The organism is Mesorhizobium sp. USDA 4413 (assembly GCF_056280365.1).
The window spans coordinates 3195738-3211685 of record NZ_JBVPRP010000001.1 but is presented as its reverse complement, the minus strand read 5'-3'; the positions used below and the strand labels follow the sequence as shown (position 1 = coordinate 3211685).

The following is a 15948-nucleotide window of genomic DNA, read 5'->3' as shown; positions in this document are numbered from 1 at the left end:
GCCACGCGTCCGCGTGATTACCTCGCGTAATGCAAAAAGCCGCGCCGGCCTTGTTTCGCCGGTCGCGGCTTTTGCAGTCGAGTTCACCAGACGCCCCCGCGCCTGAAACCCGCTCGCTTCCCTGTTTCTAGTGGACCATGATCTTATCCGAAACCGTACTCCACTTTTCACTGCGTGGACCTTCGGTTCGGGATCATGGCCGGCGCGGCTTGAGGTTCTTTGACCCGCCGCGTTCTTGGTCTTGTCAACCGGCCGTCTTATCGCGGCCTTGTCCGCTGAAGGCTTTCGGGCGCTACACCCGCAGGATCAGTGCATCGTCATCCATTCGCGCGCTTCGCGCAGCGCCTTGGCGATCTGGGGCTTCGACATCGAGGCCGACAGTTCCGAGCGCAACTCGGCGGCACGGGCCGAGCCCTTGATCGCAGCGATGTTGAACCATTTGTGGGCGGAAACGACATCGATCTCGCAGTCGCGGCCGGTCGCATACATCATGCCCAGTTCGAAAAGAATGTCGGCCTGGGCAGTTGCCCCCATGGCGCCGAAGCCGTCTTCAAGCATTTCAAAGCGTGCCATTTCAATCCCCTGTCTGGCTCCCGAGAGCTGCCTCCTTTTTCCCTTGGTATCCCTCGGGGCGGGCCGCTCTTTCGATCCTTTCGAGGATGACGGCTGGCCTTGAATCCGTCGTTAAATGGCTTGCTTAATTTGAGGAAAACAAAGCTAAAACAAGAGGTAAACGCGGAAATTCGTTAAGCATGGGAATCCAGCGTTTCGGCCATTTTGCTTCAAATTCGATGAAAATTGCCGCGCTGGGAATCAAGATTTCGCTAACCACGGAAACCGAAGCGTTTTTCCGTTCGCGTTTATTTTCAGCCGTCGGCGTGGCCAAAATGCTTGCAACCTTCCGTCGCGGCACCGCTTTCGTTTTGGCCGGAGCTGGATTAGCTTTACCTTTGCGTAAGGGGCAGGAAGGCGGTCCGCTGCGACCCCTAGGGAGAGGAGGACAAGATGTTTCGAAAGATAAGCCTGGTCCTGGCGGCCACCTTGATCATGGCGGGCGCCGCCTGGGCCGACCCGATCGAGGGCAGTTGGAAGACGCAATCGGGCGAGACGGCGACGATCGGCGGCGGCGGCTCGTTCTCCATCACGCTCAAGACCGGCAAATATGCCGGCAAGACGATCGGCTCGCTGAAGGCGACCGGCGACAACAAATATGCCGGCAGCATCACCGACCCGGCGAACGACAAGACCTATTCCGGCAAGGCGACCATTACAGGCACAACGCTCAAGATGAGCGGTTGCGTGCTCGGCGGCCTGATCTGCAAGAGCCAGACCTGGACTAGACAGTAACTCTGCAGACTGATACCTGGGCGTCTCCAAGGAACAACCGGAGACGCCCCCATGCTGCATCCCCACAATCTCAAAGGACGCCAAGCGATCTCTTACGCTCGCTGGTCCTCGGGAAAGCAGTCCCAAGGCGATAGCCTTGCCCGACAGGTCAGCAATGCCGAGGCGTTCTGCAACCAGCACGGCCTGACGCTAGACCGCGAACGCCTGCTGGTGGACGATGGCGTTTCTGCTTTCAAAGGCGCGAACCTAGAGGCCTCTCTTGGTGCCTTCGTGGCTGATGTCCGGTCTGGTAAGATACCGAATGACGTAGTCCTCATCGTCGAGAACATCGACCGCATCACACGCGTCAAGCCAGCCAGGGCAATCCGTTATTTCCTCGATCTCTTGGACACCGGTCTTACCCTGGTGACTTTGACAGACCAGCGCGTCCATACCAGCGAGGGCTACGACGACAATTTCGCCGGGCTCATGATGTCCCTCATGGCGATGCAAGCCGCCCATGAGTACAGCGCCAAGTTGTCTTACCGTGTCCAAGAGGCCTGGAAGCGAAAGGCCGAGAAGGCGCGCGCGGGACGCATCAAGCTCGCCAAGGTTCCCTTTTGGATAGACCGCGAGACGCAAGAGCTTAATGCCAGGGCCGCAGACGCTCGCCTATTGTTCGATCTGGCAAAGCAGGGTCTCGGACAACTCGCCATCACAAAGACCCTGAACGCCAAGGGCATCCCAGGTCCCTTAGGTGGCACGTGGTCTCAGGTGGTCGTGGGCGAGACGCTGCGCAATCCTGCCGCCTATGGGACGCTTGTGCTTCGAGGCGAACAAGTGCCAGGCTACTTCCCTGCCCTGATCACCGAGAGTGAATGGCTGGCCTCACGCCAGAGGACAAAGGCGCGACAGCACAGCCGACAGGTGGGCAACACAACGAACCTGTTTAGCCGCATGGTCTACTGCGCGGGGTGTGGCTCCTCAATGGCCGTGACTTCCGTCAAGCGTCATGGTCGGTCCTTCGGCTATCTCACATGCACCGGCAAGATGTCCAAGCGGACCGACTGCCGGGCGCCCAACTGGAGGTATGAAGACTTCGAGCGGGAAATGGTCAGCCGTGTCGGCTTCCTGGCCGTTCCTATACCGCAGGAAATGGACGCCCTTGATGGTCCCGTAAAGGCGATAGAGGACACCTTGGTCACCCTCGAAGCCAAGAGAGCCAACGTCCTAGCCGGTGTGGCCGATGCCTCAGAAGCTGGGGTCCGGCAGGTTCTGATAACTCAGGCCGATGCCATCTCGCGAGAGATTGGATTGAAGCGCCGGGAACTGGAAAAGATGCGCGAGAACAACGCGAGGTTCCTTGAGGCCGAGGCCGCTGTGGACGACTTCGTGGCGGACCAAGAAGAGATGGAGCGGCTGGCCCGAGAGGACCGGAAGGCTGCGCAAGGGTTGCTCGGGAATTTGATTGAACGCCTCGATCTTGAGAGCGAAAGCGCGACCCTGAGGCGCGCCCTGGTAACCATGCGCAGCGGCCACACCCACACTATCGTCTTCGATCATAGTGGAGAGCCCGGCTAATTAGGTGTCCATATAGAGAGAGGAAAGAATAAAATTAGTGGCCACTTATATTAGCTGTCGCTTTCTGTCGTCATATGGAGAATGTGAAGCCAACCCGGTCTCACACCGCCTATTAGAGCCTCATATGGAGAACAGGGAAGCTCCACTCCGGCTTGTACATCTTTCCTCCCATTTGTTCCCTGTTTTTCTCTTGGTGGTCCCTTCTGATCACCAAGCTCGCGCCGTCTACATTTGACGCTTGTCTATTCCCACCACACAACATCTAGGACCCCATGACCCACACCGCACCTGTGGATGCGGCTGGTGACGCCGAGTTGCTCGCCATCCGTGAAGACCTGCGTACCCCCACGAAAACCCCAAGTCTCGCAAAGACCTTCCCGTACGCCGGTAGACGCCATTGGTACCGTGACTCGCCCCTGCCCGTCCGCATGACGCGCGCCGCCCGGCGCCTCGGTAACAACGGCGCCATGGCACCCGAAGGCTGCGCCGCCCCTGAGATGGAACGCGTTCGCACTAACCACCGCATCCGCATTGACGCCCTCAAGGAGATCATGGCCACACTCTGGTCTTTCCGGCTCCTCGGGTGGCTCCCATCGGACACGCTCTATCTCACGTGGTCACAAGTCGAGGCTTTCGTCAAAGCTGGCACCCGCCGCCCTAATGACACCCAACACCTCCTGCCTGATTGGTTCACCCTCCGACACACTGTCGATGACCTCCAGGCCTTCCGACACGGGAAGAACGCTTAGGACTGGGCATTTTGCCCATGTAGCGTTGCCTACCCAACACCCCTGAAAGGTTCCAAATGACGGAACAAATCTCGACCCCTGAGGCCCTCCGGGTTATCCGGCAGGCTCTCGAAACGCACGGTGCCGCCCCACCCGGCCCTCTGCCAATCCATCTCAGCCTCAAGGGACCCACCGGCCCCTCGCGCGTCACGTCAATGACGGGAGTCTTCCAGCCCCGTGAACTCGAAGGCCGCAAGCTGGAGGGTGAGCGGCACATTGAAACCCTTATGGCCGCGATCGGCTCCCCGTCCCACCCTAACTACCTGGACCCCCTGGTGGTCTGGTGGGGGGGCGACCGGTGGTATGTGATCGATGGCCATCACCGTCGACACGCATACCTCCGCTCTGGCGTTCACACAGCCGTGCCAGTCAAGGTCTTTGAAGGGACACTTGAGGAGGCCTTGGCGTTCGCCGTCGAGGCCAACTCAAAGGACCGCCTTCCCATGACGCTTGTCGAGAAGCTGGACCGCGCATGGTTCCTGTCGGTCACCACAGACCTATCCCGCGACCGCATACGCCGCAGTTGTTCGGTCGCTGATGGCACCGTAAAGAACATGCGCAAGGTTCGCGACGGGCTCCTTGGGGCCGGAGCAACGCAAGAGCATCTCATGTCGCTCACATGGCAGGATGCGCGAGACGAGTTGCAAGGCCATGCACCCAAGGCGCCGGTGCCCGGCTGGCGCTCCAAGATGGTCTCGGACTACGAACGCCGCCTCCGCAAGACGTTCGGCTCTCAGTTGTTCAAGAATGCGGACATCCTGGCTGAGGCCCTTGTGGTCCTCGACAAGCGTTTCCCCGAGTGGCTCCTTGCGGCACCCGCCTTTAGTGAGCATGTCGCGGCCAATCTGGATCGGATGATCGAGGAACGGGACAACCCCGACTATTAAGCTGGCTGGGCATATTGCCCATGTAGCGTTGCCCAACTGGGCATGACGCTAGGCCCTTACCTACGCCTCCCCGGAGGCTCTCCACACCAATCATAGGAGGTCACCATTTGTGACTTCGGATTAGTCCTCGGTCTTGCTGCCGGGGCCGCTCAGGCTGCCGGTGAGGCATCCATAGCGAGCGACAAACAAAAGGCTGCTGTCACCAACTACAATCTGCAGCAAGCCGCCAACGAACGCGAGTTCATCGTAAACACCAACGCCGCCCTCAAGGATGGTTATCAGGCCCAATTGGAGGGCGACCGTGCCAAATCGGCGGCTGTCGCGTCAGGTGCTGGCATGACCGGCTCCACTGCTGGTCTCCGCGTTGCCGAACAGTCCCGACAGACTGCCCTCTCTATCGCCAACGCCAAGGACCAGATGGACGGTGCCAAGGCCAACTACATCATGACTGGCAAGTCCCAGCAGATACAGGCCCAGAGTACCGTCAACGCGCTGAAGCCTAACCCCATTTCCACCTTTACGGGCATCGCAACCGCTGGCCTCAAGAACTACAGCCAGTTCCAGTAAACCCCAAGGAAACCCTCATGTCATCTCCCGTCACTCGGGGTCACCCGCGCGACTGGCGTGTTGGTGTCCAGGCCCCTGACAACGGCGCACAGTTGCGCCGCCGACAGATCATCAACGAACGCAAGCCTTGCTCCTGCCCCGGCTGTGACCGGCTGCGCTCAGGTGTCTCCCGCTACTGTGGCACCCACAGGGACGCCGCGAGTTCTAGGGGTGACCCTCTGGCCCGCCTCCCGTCACGCAACGAACTGACCATCTTCCGCCACGCCGTCACCGTCTACCTCCAGACGGACGCTAAGCTGGCCGAGCGCATCGCGGTGGACCTCAAGGCCCTTGAACGGCGCATGTCGCAGCCACCGTCCTTCTGCCTCAGCCCCGCCGACATCCACAAGGGATTGCCGCAGATCGCCAAGGCCAAGGGTCTCCTCGCCAACTGGCAACACAAGGACAAGCGTACCTACACCGAGGCGGTCACCAACGCCCTGGCGCTGAGTGGGTGGATGTCGGTCTACTACGACACCGGTCACGCCGGGGGCCTGTGGGTGAACCGCAACGCGTTCCTGACAACGCGAGCGGGTGCCCTGCTAGGCGACTTCCGCAAGGCCATCGGTCGAACGAAGCTAATCAAGGAAACCTCAGGGGCAACCCACCGGCTCCTTGGCCGCGACTTCGTCCACCACGCCAACACGATCTACGGCAGGGACTTCTGGTCCTCACCCGTCTCAACCCATGACGGTCGGTCCCTGACCCTCCGCGACTACACCCGGATGGCCCTCAAGGCCGCTGGGCTTCTCAGCTGCTGATGCAGCGACTGAACACCAAGGAAATAACCTCATGTCCGATGATGGAATGATGCGCAGGCCGAGCCCTGACGAACCCCGCTCTGGCTGGACGCTAAGCAACCCGAACTATGCCTCAGGCTCTGCCGCTGGTCCTGCCCCTGAGGGCAAGGTCTTCGTGGCTGGTCTCAACACCTACGTGGATGCCGACATTGCAGCCGAGCTTGGTCTTTCTGATTATGCCCCAGCGGCGCCTCAAGGGTCCCCCGAGGCCGCTCCGTTCTCCCCCACCGCAGGCCTCAACCCGGAAGCCATCCCTGCCGGTCACGACCCTCTCGAACACATCAACATCGACGAGATGACCGACGAGGAACTTGAGGCCCTCCAGGACCAACTTGAGATCAAGGACGACGAAGACACGACCCCGTCATTGTCTGAGACCCTCGACGCCGTTGCCGAATGCTTCACCCCCGAGGCCTTCGTGGACGGCGTGGAAGCCCTGGTCGAAACAGGCGACTTCAACGACACGCTCGCCCGCCTCTCTGATGCTACTGGCGTAGACACTGCGACGGCATCAACCCTTGTCGAGACGGCTGTAATGGAGGCCTCGCCAGTGGCTTCCGTACACATCGGAGACGAACGTTGGGCCTCTCTGGTCTATGCGGCCTCCCGCACGGATGACACGTTCGCCCGTCGCATTGTGTCCGACGTGGTCACTGGTCGTTTGGACCCTGCCCGACTACCGCAGGCCTATGACTGGTGGTGGCAGTCTCTGCCTGACGCGGATGAGTTCTGATCCCATGATCGGCTATCTCACCGCTATCTACGTGGTCCTCGCGACCGCTGCCACCATCGCAGCCCTGCTGCCCCACTAACCAGACATCACAGGAAGTAAAAAACAAATGGCCAAGAAACCCATCACACGCGAGGAACTCCTCGCCCAACTCGACGCGCTGGACAACTCCACCGAGATCGGCAGGCTTAATGCCGAAATCACGCGTCTCACCAATGAGAACTCGAGCCTTGTGGGTCAGCGCCAGGAGCTTGAGCGCCAGCTTAAGCAGGAACGCGAGGCCATGCAGTTGGTCCGCGACGCCATCCGCAAAGTAGACGTTCGGACGCGCTCGCACGGCGCGGACAGGCCCGGTCAGGCTGAGGCTGCTGCCGCCGCTGATCGTGCAGATCGCATGGCCTTAGCAGAGGTCCGAGCGGGCATTCAGCGTGGCACCCACGACCCTGCGACTGGCCTTGCCTATACCGCCGAGACAAAACCACTGCGCGAGTTGACGGCGGGGGCACCTAAGGTGACCAAGTCGGAACTCACGTCCTTCTTCCCGGCCCTGAGCGGTCCTGAGGTTGACGTGACAGATACCGCCGACTCCTTGGCCGAGACTGAACTGGCGCAACATCAGAGCGCCCTGGCGATAGCGGAAGGCGCATAATCCGTTTCTCTCCCGAGGCCACGCTCCCGTCCGTTGTCTCCACTCGGTCTGCGGAAAGCGCAGGGATTGGGGAGAGCGAGTGGGGCACCTTGCGTTTCGTTAAGGTCTCGCATGGTGCCCCGCCCCTACCTATGGCCGCTCGATCATCCCGGCTCGCTTGCGGAGGATGTGAAAGGCCGCACTAATCGTCTCATCGTCCTTGCGACGTTGAGCCTCTGGATCATGCTCGTGGTCCGCCTCTTCGATGTGGAAGTCTCCCGCCTGAGAAGGCTTGTGTTTCCACGCCCATTCGCAGGCTTCCCAATGCCCTTCGCAAGCGACCATCCTCTTGCTGACGAGGCGGCCCTGTCTTCCAAAAAACATTACCCTGTAGTTGACCATGATGTCGGCTTTCCTTTTGAAGCACGGCGTTGTTGCCGACACGCTATGAATCACATGCCCTCGGAAGAAAAAAGTCTGACCACCAGAGAGGCCGCGCTATCGTGGAGAGTTGACGCAGGCCGTGCCTATTCGGTACTCCGATTGCACCAATACGGGGGTACTATGGACAGTCACGCAAATAATTCAGGACCATCGAACGAGCCCTCAGAGAGTCCTGGCGGCACTCAGGCGCCAAAGCCGGGAACGCTAAAGGAATTCGAGAATTCCGTTAACGGGCTGATCCCGGTTATTGGCCGGGTGTTGGTATCCGCCTGGAATATCCAAATGCGTTTCCTGATTGCCGTGGGATTGATGCCGCTTGTCCAGAAATATCCGTGGGTACTGTTCGCGACATCCTTCTTGTTGCTGGCCTTTGTGTACCCGCTGGGAATTGCCTTCACCGCAACTGGGATAGCCGCCATCACCTACAATGCGCGGAGCAAAGATCAATTCCTCGTCGATTTGGACAAGCGCGACGTATGACGGAGCAACTGAACTGCGCCGCCAAATTCATATCTGACGGAGGGTAACAAATGTTTTCCGAACACCCAGGCAGGCGGATCGCCGTAGCGGGAGCAGTCGTTTTAGTTGCGGCCTTGTGGTTAATGCCCTCTGAAATGCGTCAAACCAGTGGGCTGAAACTTGCCCGGGGGTTCGGCACAGTAGCCCCTGCTGTGGTCCTGGGTGGGTTGGTCGGCTGGTTGCTCTATAACATTCATGCATGGTTTTGGACCACGTTTAGCCTGCTGTTGGTCACTCTGATCATAGTTCTTGGCGATCCTGCAGCAGGACTGGGGTGGATCATTACAGCAGGCGGGATCTACCTCTGCATTTCACTGGCATTCTATGTGTTTTACGTCTTAAACTTGGAATCTCGCGAAATGCAGACTGAGGAAGAGCCGCGAGGCCGTGAACCGGATTAACCCGGAGGATGAACCACGGTTAGCTCGGTGAGATTCAACTCAGACATTAGATTGGGTTCACGCTTGATCATCTAACAAGTATTTCTGCGGGCACGGGCATTCAAAATGGAGCCGGAGGACGACCTAAAGTCCAGTATCGAGGCTGCGCTTGTTCGCGGTCTGCTTAGCCAGTGGCAGAGACAATTCCTGCTCGACATGCGCGGCCGCTTAATGAAGTACGGCCCACGGACACGGCTGAGCGCAAAGCAGTGGGCTAAGCTGTACGAGATCATCGGCCCCGGCCCGCCAAACACTCACGCATCACCGCAATCGCGCCCGAACAAGTCCTCCTCGTCGCCGCCCTGGCGGCCGCGCCGCTGGCGAAGCCCGCTCGAACGTGAGGCCCGATACTTGGCACGCCGGTTTGCCAGGACCTTTGGGATCGTGTTGGCATTGGCAGTCGGTTCCCTGATTTACTCCTTCGTTGTCAGTGACAGGCATATCACCTGGCCAAGCATGCCATCTCTCGCGAGATCAGGCACGGGAGACAGAGTGCCACTTGCCACATCACAGTTCAGCATCACAGATGGCGACACTATCCGGCTCAACGGCAGCGCGAAGGGAACTCGCCTGGTCGGCTTCAATGCCCCCGAGACCATTGACCCAAAGTGCGCCGTCGAAGGAAACCTCGGGCGCCGCGCCAAGGCACGCCTGACAGAACTGGTCTCTTCAGCAAAGCTGGAATTGCAGATGATCCCCTGCTCGTGCGCCCCAGGGACCGAGGGTACCAACAGGTGCAACTACGGGCGAACCTGCGGCTACCTGTTCGCGAATGGCCAGGACGTCGGTGACGTGCTGATTTCCGAGGGGCTGGCGGTCCCGTTTATCTGCGGTGCGACCAGTTGCCCACCGACCCCTCGCCCTTGGTGCGGATGAGGTGCAAATGGAATATAAAATCGTCTCAGATTACTTTGGTGGGGACGTCGATATTGACATTTCAAAGGAACATTATGATAACCTTTCAGACGCCATCGCGCTTATTTTAAGAGCTACTGATGCAGAGGAGCTTTTTCTGGTTTGCGTATACAACTACGAGGACTATGAGCACACCCTTTTGCAAAGTTCTTTGAACGATATGCTGTACCAGAAACACCACTATTCCGACTTTTGGTCTCTTTCCACCAGGATCCACCAACGCTTGGCAAATTTTCTGAGTTCCTGCAGAGCCTACCTTGATCAAATCAAATCCATAGCCAGCAAGTTCCCGGGGGCAGCATCGAGCTCTGACAAGATCGGGATGCTGGCTACCCAGTGGTACGACAAGTCAGTTTCGTACCGGATCATGGAGGGTTTGCGGAACTTCGTGCAGCATCGTGGCTTCGGCGTCCATGGTCTGAAATTTGGGCACCAGTGGACCTCTAAGGGGGATGAAAGACTGCATCGAATGCACTTTTGGCTTGAGCCTCATTTGTCGCGAACACGGTTGACGCAGGATGGCAGCGTCAAGAGGAAATTGCTGTCAGAACTCACGGATGAGACCGTTCCAATCAACCTACATGTTCGGGAGTACATGCGAGCGATTGGAGAGCTTCAGGCACTGTTCCGCGAGGAAACGAAGGGCGCCGTTCAGGAAGCCAAAGAACTCGTGAACGGGGCTCTCCAGAGTTACCGCGAGCAGTCCGAGGGTGGCGAAACTACCGGGGCAACAGCCATCGCCATGGAGGGCGGAACTCGAGTTGGACAGTTCGCCATCCTACTACAAACGCTTGAATATCATGATGAGATCACTCGCAAGGTCAACAGCATGACCAACTTGGAGCGCCGGGTGATTAGTTCGGCGGCGCCGGGGTAGTCAGCCTGTGTGCTCAATTCTTCTTTGCTTTTCTGAGGGATGCTGGAACAAACTTATCAATTTCCTGATCGGAAAAGGTATATTCCTCGTTTTTTTGGAGACCTTCCTGGGCCTTCTTATAAGCGGAATATGTCGTTTGCGGCGCCCCCGAGTAGATAGCTGCAAGGGTCGCTTGGAGCTCATCGCGCCGCTGCGCTGCATCCTTTTCAGATAACGCCCCCATGCGCAGGTCCGTTAGAAGTGACAAATAGGACTCCCTAACGGGCCATAGATTTGCAGCAGCGTCGCGATGTTTTTGCGCCGTGCCGCCTGGATCGAAACCCTTCATGTAGCCCGATGCCCAAAGTCCGACGATGGATAGCGCCGCTGTGGCAAGCTTGAGCCAGAACTGGTCAAGAAAGACAACGCTCAACGCGCCTGACGTTGTGAGGACCGAAACCGCAATCTGGCAAAGCTTGTATCGCTGTAAAGTAGTCGCACATGCCTCGGCCATTTTCTCATGGGTTTTGTGGGTGTAGATCACCCTTCCAAAACACTCCCGTATCTGATCCTCCATAGGGCTGAATTCAGTCATGTCAGATCATCTCCTCCGTCCGCTACGCGGCGTTTGAATCGATAGGAACATGTATCCTGTCTTTCGCGACCACAACGCCCCGTTGGACCGCGTAGCACTCGACGATGTGGTCCCCACGAAAAGTGGTCGTCTCAGTTTTTTCGAGTTTACCCGCATCCATCACCAGTTGCCCTCGGATACAATCTCGCCTAACGGCCTCGTCCCCTCGATTCAGAATTTTCCAATAGAGCCTAAACTCGCCTGGTATCTCGTGGTCGACAACGTGGAACTTCAGCGTCTTGTGTGGCTTTAGCGGCAACTTTAAACGCAAGATGTCTCTCAGGAGATACTCCCGAAAACCGTTCTGAGAGACATCGCAATCGATCGTGATAGGATATCTGATGTCCACAGGAAAACGGTCCTCGACAAACTCCTCTGTGTCACGATGCACAGCTGCGCTTGCAGCGGCCTTTTGCAGGCTTGCGGTCGCAGCAGGGAAATGCCGTCCGTAGACCTTTCGCCATTTATCGTTTTCGTTGTCCTTACCAGCAGCTTCAATAGCCTTGAGGCACAACTCATACGCTTTCTTGGCTTTCTTCTGGAATTTCTTCTTCACCCGCACTCGTTGTCCGCTACCCAAAGCAGCATAGTAATCCTGCTCTGGAAGCTCGGAAACGTATTTGAAGAAATCGCGACTCATGTAGTCATAATACAAGAAACTCCTTTCATCGTAGTCCTTCGTAGATTTTAAGAAATTGTAGGATAGCGTATCTACAAGAAGACCTCCCATTCCGACGCCGTGTTTGTTCTTCCAGGCTCTGACCATCTTACAGAGGCGTCTAAGGTTCTTATTTTTCTGTTCATTAAACTCCGATATAGCCTTGATTTCGTCGCGCGGCATGGTGATCTTCCATTTTCCGCCATCATAAGTGTCAGGATACTTAAAACTGCCATCTTCCTGCTCGAACACGGGCTGCGCCTCAATGTGAAAGTCCGTGTACAGAACTCGGACTACCAGTCGGTCGACATACACTTCCGTATTTGGATAGCGCGCCTTGATGGCATCCTTCGTTTCCGTGAGTAGCTTCGACTGGCCGTTTTCCTTGTAGTCATCCCAACTTGAAGCCGGCATTATATAGAGCATGTCTAAATCTGAAATTCCATCGATTGCGGTGTGCCTACCATAAGATCCAACCTGCAAACTATTTGCTGTTTTTGATTCACTATCCCGAAACTTCTTATTTGCGGCAGCAGTGATTTCGCCGTACCGATTACTGATCACGTCGGCATTAGATATCCTGAGGTTCTCAATAAAGGTCCTAAAATTTTCGGCTACGCCCACTGCAACACCCCATCTTATCAACTACGTTCATCAAAAAGGGAATCAGGCTGGATTTTCGGCAAGGGAAAGTGAAGCGCCATTTTCCTAAAATCAAACTGTTCTAATAGAAGCGAGTGATTTCCCACAAGAATGTGACGTTGGCCAGCCCTCGTAGCAGGGCTGCTGCGCGGTTCCCGACGGTGTTTTGCTGATGTCGATTAATCTAAAGCAGGGAAAGCTGGCTGTCGTTGTTTTGAGCCAACGGAAATTTAATTTGCGTAGCTGGCTTGTCCACGATCACCAAGGTATCGTCCGGGGCTGTTTGCTGCATGCGCCGCGCTTCCGACCATGGTGCCGTGAGCCAGACCTCAACCTCATCTGGCGTCGTAAGGATGACCGGCATAGCCTTTTCATGGATCGGTGCGATGAGGGCATTGGGCTTGGTCGTCATGAACCCGTAAAGCTCGAAGTCGCCCGGCCCGTCCTTGACCCTGCGGACGCCCTGCCACCGCGTCCAGAACCCAGCAAAGAAGAAGAGTGGTCGGTCCTTGTTGCGTGCAAACCAGTAGTTCCGCTGAATGCCCGTCTCAGGGTCCTTGTCATTCGGCGTTGGGCTCGGCTCCGCAAAGCTTGTGACGGGCACCACACAACGGTTCTCCACCCCCACGTATTGTTGCCAATGGCCGTACTGTGGATTGCGGATGTTAGTCGTCCCGTAGTCAGCTTTGCCCTTCACTCGTTCGATTGGCGTGGGCATGCCCCACAACAGCTTAGCCAACTCTCGCTGGCCGTCCGGTGCATTGCGAACCACAGGACCTGGCATGTTTGGATAGACGTCCAGAGAGGGTTCAAGGTTGCCCACAATGTCTCGCATGGCGCGGGTCCATTCTCGAATGGCGTCTTGGCTGGTGGTGATGTTGTAGAGGTTGCACATGGCGGAGAGTCTGCCCCAAGTCGCCCGGCAAGAGCAATGCAGACTCAGTGGCTGCGATAGTGTCCCCTGACATACGTGCCGTTCTTCCGAAAATAGCCGCGCACCAACACGGTCTTGGGTTTGCCGGTGAGATTGCTCAGGTCGCCGTAACAACTTCCGTTTTCTGCACAGGGGCCAACTGATGGCGCCGATGGCAGATAGTTCGGCTGGTAAGTGGGTTTGGGGCCGGACTGATATGTGGGTGACTGGTAGGTTTGGCCTTGGCTCTGTGTGGACGGCTGCTCACCAGCTTGAGGAGGTGCCACCGCGACCTGGGAGGCATTGCTGCCGGATGGGCTTTGGGGCAACGATGTGGTTGCCGCTTCCTGCCCCGAGGGAAGCGCTGCCCGTTCAATTGGACTGTCGGCAGGGATGGGTTGGTATGGTGGGGGCGGAGGCGGCCCGGGGAAGACGTTTAAGACGGAACTCTCGGGCGCCCTGGCGGGGCCGGTTGTGCAAGACGCAGCAGCCAGAAGACAAATGCAAAGAGAAGCAAAGCCGTGCCTGCTCATCCTTCCACCCCCGAGGCGTCAATAGGAGGGCGACATCAGCAGAATGTCAATAAAGGTCTCGGGCGCTGGGTAAGGGCCTCGCTAATTAACCTGACTTCGACAAGACTCTTGAAATATTCGCTTAACAGGTCCTTACTTCCACCGGGCGAGTTAGGGCACAGTCAGGTCGTGCGTGTAATTTCTCTGGTTTTGGCGGCGGGGTCACTTGCTGTGGCAGCGACCTGTCAGGCCGTGGCTTTAGACTACACTCCTGTTTCTTCTCCTGGTGAGCAGCCGTTCCTGGTGGTCTCCGGTGAGTTCGGCGTCAATGAATCATTGACGGGCTTTAGCGACGCGGTGGTGAGAAGCGGGGCTCGCGTGATCGTATTCAACTCCCCTGGCGGCAGTGTCGGCACGGCAATACAGCTGGGACGCATGATCCGTGCGGCTGGATTGGACACCCTGCAAATTCGCCAGTTGCAGTGCGCTTCGGCTTGCTCACTGGCTTTCTTGGGTGGGGTCCGTCGAGTGGCCGAGACCGGCTCCATCGGTGTCCATAGGTCATCTTTCGATATTAATAGCGGAATGTCCGCCGACGAGGCGGTGGCTCAAATTCAAGCCGGTACCGCTCAGGTCATGGGCTACATGACGGAAATGGGGGTCGACCCAAAGCTCATGCAGGTGGCACTAAGCTACGACAGGTCCGACATGCGGTACCTGTCAGCAAGCGAAATGGCAGACCTGAGGGTCACCAATGTCGCTGTGAGTCCGCCGCCAGTGGACACCTCGCAAATACCCACAATGCCTAACCCCGCGCCAGCCCCCGCAGTAAGTGCCAACGCCAAGGAACTGGAGAACGCTGCGGTGGCGTTTATCAAAGGGCTCATCGAGCATCATGGGGACAACGCCGCGTTAGCTCTTGCTCAAGTTCAGGCGTCTTACGCACCGACGGTCGACTACTATGGCAAGTGGACGGACCTAAGCTCGATCCTTCAGGACAAGAGAACGTATTTCCTGCGGTGGCCTGAACGGGGCTACAGCGTTCGCGACAGCAGCGTCATGGTCACTTGTGCGAATGACCAATGCATGGTGTCGGGCGTCTATGACTGGGTTGTGCGCAGCCTGCCAAGGCACAAGCAGGCCAAAGGCGTGGCGAACTTCAGTTATACGATATCGATTGGCCCCAACCCGAAAATAATTGCCGAGACAGGCAAAGTTCAGCGTTGATGGCCACCTCCCCCCTGCGCTCTCAATACGCTATCGATTTCGGGGAGAGGTGGGTCTGCCATTTTCTTCGAGCGCGGGTGTCGCCTCAAGATTCCGCAGGTACATCCCCTCCTCAGCCGCCGCCTCCCTGAAGGCATCCCGAGCTTCGTCCGGTGTAATCCTGCCTTCCATCGCGTCGATGCAGGCCCGAACCGCACGTTTCCATAAGGGACCCTTGAGTTCCCACGACATGAGCATCTCAGCGGCCCGCTGCACGTCCCCGACCATGACGGCTATGCCAGGACGCTCGCCCCGCACGGGGACCCTGCCGTTCCACCACAGGACCGCCATCAAATGTCCTTGCCTACTCTCGTTGCCAGCGCAATAGAATGGATTTCGACCTGCGGGAGCTTGGTCATGACGGACAATGGCGTCGTTCCTCCAGACCACCTCAAATTGCTCGCGGCCGTTCTTGAAGAGTATTGTAGCAGCACGTCGCCCGGCTGCACTGAGGACGACAGGGAATACGTCGCGCTACGCCTTTCTTTTCTGTATCAATGTGGCTTAAAGACTCGCGAGGCACTTCTGTCAAAGCTGGAGAGCGAGCGCGGGCGGGTTGGTCAATAAGCCAACCTCATACGATGTGCCCCCGAGACATCCTGAGCTTCATGTCCTCAGCCTCCAACAAAGCATGGATGTCTTGGGCGTCCTCCAGGCTTAGCTCCACGGCCCGCTCCCCTCCGTAAATCGCGGGTTGCTCAGTGCGGCTGTCCCAGACACTCCAGGTACCCTCGGGTTCCTTGCGTACCAGTTCGTATCTCATGCGGACCTTTTTGCGAAAAATGTGCATCCCCTTTACGTAT

Annotated in this window: 18 protein-coding genes; 12 read left to right on the top strand and 6 right to left on the bottom strand. The window is 57.6% G+C overall.

The window, feature by feature from the left end:
* Positions 1–306: 306 nt before the first annotated feature.
* Together ACVMIM_RS15310 and ACVMIM_RS15305 are read right to left on the bottom strand one after the other, a co-directional pair.
* Positions 307–573: a sel1 repeat family protein gene (locus ACVMIM_RS15310; RefSeq protein ID WP_476112946.1), complete on the bottom strand. Its 267-nt coding sequence runs from the start codon at positions 571–573 to the stop codon at positions 307–309.
* A gap of 124 nt (positions 574–697) precedes the next feature.
* Positions 698–886 (bottom strand): hypothetical protein, encoded by a 189-nt coding sequence (locus ACVMIM_RS15305; RefSeq protein WP_476112945.1) that lies wholly within the window; start codon positions 884–886, stop codon positions 698–700.
* Between the two features lie 119 nt (positions 887–1005).
* Between ACVMIM_RS15305 and ACVMIM_RS15300 the strand changes: the two genes are divergently transcribed.
* The 11 genes from ACVMIM_RS15300 (at position 1006) to ACVMIM_RS15250 (ending at position 10541) form a co-directional block, all read left to right on the top strand.
* On the top strand, positions 1006–1347 hold the full coding sequence (locus ACVMIM_RS15300) for a DUF2147 domain-containing protein (protein ID WP_476112943.1): 342 nt from the start codon (positions 1006–1008) through the stop codon (positions 1345–1347).
* Positions 1348–1398: 51 nt separating this feature from the next.
* The gene (locus tag ACVMIM_RS15295; protein ID WP_476112941.1) at positions 1399–2907 is read left to right on the top strand and encodes a recombinase family protein; all 1509 of its coding nucleotides are present in this window, start codon (positions 1399–1401) and stop codon (positions 2905–2907) included.
* Positions 2908–3712: 805 nt separating this feature from the next.
* Entirely contained in the window at positions 3713–4582 is an 870-nt protein-coding gene (locus ACVMIM_RS15290) for a ParB N-terminal domain-containing protein (RefSeq protein WP_476112940.1), read from the top strand.
* 336 nt (positions 4583–4918) lie between these two features.
* Complete coding sequence (locus ACVMIM_RS15285; RefSeq protein WP_476112938.1) at positions 4919–5149, top strand: hypothetical protein; 231 nt, start codon at positions 4919–4921, stop codon at positions 5147–5149.
* 17 nt (positions 5150–5166) lie between these two features.
* Positions 5167–5949: a hypothetical protein gene (locus ACVMIM_RS15280; RefSeq protein ID WP_476112936.1), complete on the top strand. Its 783-nt coding sequence runs from the start codon at positions 5167–5169 to the stop codon at positions 5947–5949.
* Positions 5950–5980: 31 nt separating this feature from the next.
* Positions 5981–6721: a hypothetical protein gene (locus ACVMIM_RS15275; protein WP_476112934.1), complete on the top strand. Its 741-nt coding sequence runs from the start codon at positions 5981–5983 to the stop codon at positions 6719–6721.
* 106 nt (positions 6722–6827) lie between these two features.
* Positions 6828–7367: a hypothetical protein gene (locus ACVMIM_RS15270; RefSeq protein WP_476112932.1), complete on the top strand. Its 540-nt coding sequence runs from the start codon at positions 6828–6830 to the stop codon at positions 7365–7367.
* A 111-nt stretch (positions 7368–7478) separates the two neighbouring features.
* Complete coding sequence (locus ACVMIM_RS15265; protein WP_476112931.1) at positions 7479–8270, top strand: hypothetical protein; 792 nt, start codon at positions 7479–7481, stop codon at positions 8268–8270.
* A gap of 50 nt (positions 8271–8320) precedes the next feature.
* Entirely contained in the window at positions 8321–8710 is a 390-nt protein-coding gene (locus ACVMIM_RS15260) for a hypothetical protein (RefSeq protein ID WP_476112929.1), read from the top strand.
* A gap of 531 nt (positions 8711–9241) precedes the next feature.
* The gene (locus ACVMIM_RS15255; protein WP_476112927.1) at positions 9242–9625 is read left to right on the top strand and encodes a thermonuclease family protein; all 384 of its coding nucleotides are present in this window, start codon (positions 9242–9244) and stop codon (positions 9623–9625) included.
* A gap of 7 nt (positions 9626–9632) precedes the next feature.
* Positions 9633–10541 (top strand): hypothetical protein, encoded by a 909-nt coding sequence (locus ACVMIM_RS15250; protein WP_476112925.1) that lies wholly within the window; start codon positions 9633–9635, stop codon positions 10539–10541.
* A 13-nt stretch (positions 10542–10554) separates the two neighbouring features.
* Here ACVMIM_RS15250 and ACVMIM_RS15245 read toward each other — a convergent pair whose 3' ends face one another.
* From ACVMIM_RS15245 to ACVMIM_RS15235, 3 genes are all read right to left on the bottom strand, one after another.
* Entirely contained in the window at positions 10555–11115 is a 561-nt protein-coding gene (locus ACVMIM_RS15245) for an SLATT domain-containing protein (RefSeq protein WP_476112924.1), read from the bottom strand.
* A gap of 22 nt (positions 11116–11137) precedes the next feature.
* Positions 11138–12436, bottom strand: a complete 1299-nt coding sequence (locus ACVMIM_RS15240) for an SMODS domain-containing nucleotidyltransferase (RefSeq protein WP_476112923.1) — start codon at positions 12434–12436, stop codon at positions 11138–11140.
* A gap of 202 nt (positions 12437–12638) precedes the next feature.
* Entirely contained in the window at positions 12639–13349 is a 711-nt protein-coding gene (locus ACVMIM_RS15235; protein ID WP_476112921.1) for an SOS response-associated peptidase, read from the bottom strand.
* Between the two features lie 659 nt (positions 13350–14008).
* Between ACVMIM_RS15235 and ACVMIM_RS15230 the strand changes: the two genes are divergently transcribed.
* Positions 14009–15106, top strand: coding sequence for a COG3904 family protein (locus ACVMIM_RS15230; RefSeq protein WP_476112920.1), 1098 nt, complete (start codon positions 14009–14011; stop codon positions 15104–15106).
* Positions 15107–15136: 30 nt separating this feature from the next.
* Here ACVMIM_RS15230 and ACVMIM_RS15225 read toward each other — a convergent pair whose 3' ends face one another.
* A complete protein-coding gene (locus tag ACVMIM_RS15225) occupies positions 15137–15373 on the bottom strand; it encodes a DUF982 domain-containing protein (protein ID WP_476117241.1) in 237 nt (78 codons plus the stop codon).
* Positions 15374–15948: the final 575 nt, after the last annotated feature.